Source organism: Vibrio sp. 10N.222.55.C6 (assembly GCF_041473395.1).
Taxonomy (GTDB): Bacteria; Pseudomonadota; Gammaproteobacteria; order Enterobacterales; family Vibrionaceae; genus Vibrio; species Vibrio crassostreae_C.
The window spans coordinates 1-527 of sequence record NZ_JBFRSD010000826.1; the positions used below are offsets into that span (position 1 = coordinate 1).

The following is a 527-nucleotide window of genomic DNA, read 5'->3' on the forward strand; positions in this document are numbered from 1 at the left end:
AAATATAGATGCTCGATAAATCGTCCGGGTCTATTTTGATATGCTTCTTAGAGGCTTTCTTCTGTGGGTATTGCTTTCGATAGTCAGATAACGCTCGGCAGTCGTATTGCAAATGCTCGTAGGTTATCCCCAGAGAAGTAAGCTTTCTTTCATCCGCTATTCCCATCACTACTGTGAAATGCTGTTCGTCTTCAATCGCGAGTTCTAGTGGTTTTATAGAATCGACACTTTGTTGCCAATAGAGTGATGGTATGCGAGACATTCGCTGATCAGGCTTAACATTATGAACATCAACGACCCACCTCAAGAACTCTTCGCAAAACACAGAAAACCTAACAACAGCGTCTTTTGTAGGGTTGTAATCAGCTTTTTCAATAGTATTTGAGAATGTTTTACCGGGTATAGTCATCAGAAACATCTCATTGATCTTGCCAAAAGCTCTTTCAACAAATGGCTTCAACCAGGGGCGACGCACTTTATTGTAATCAATGTGTATACCTGACTCTAAACACGCTTTCTCTAAACTC

The 527-nt window shown here is 40.8% G+C and carries 1 pseudogene; it reads right to left on the reverse strand.

Annotated elements, in window-relative coordinates:
• Positions 1-527: pseudogene (locus AB4486_RS26385) on the reverse strand (transposase); the annotation flags it as partial.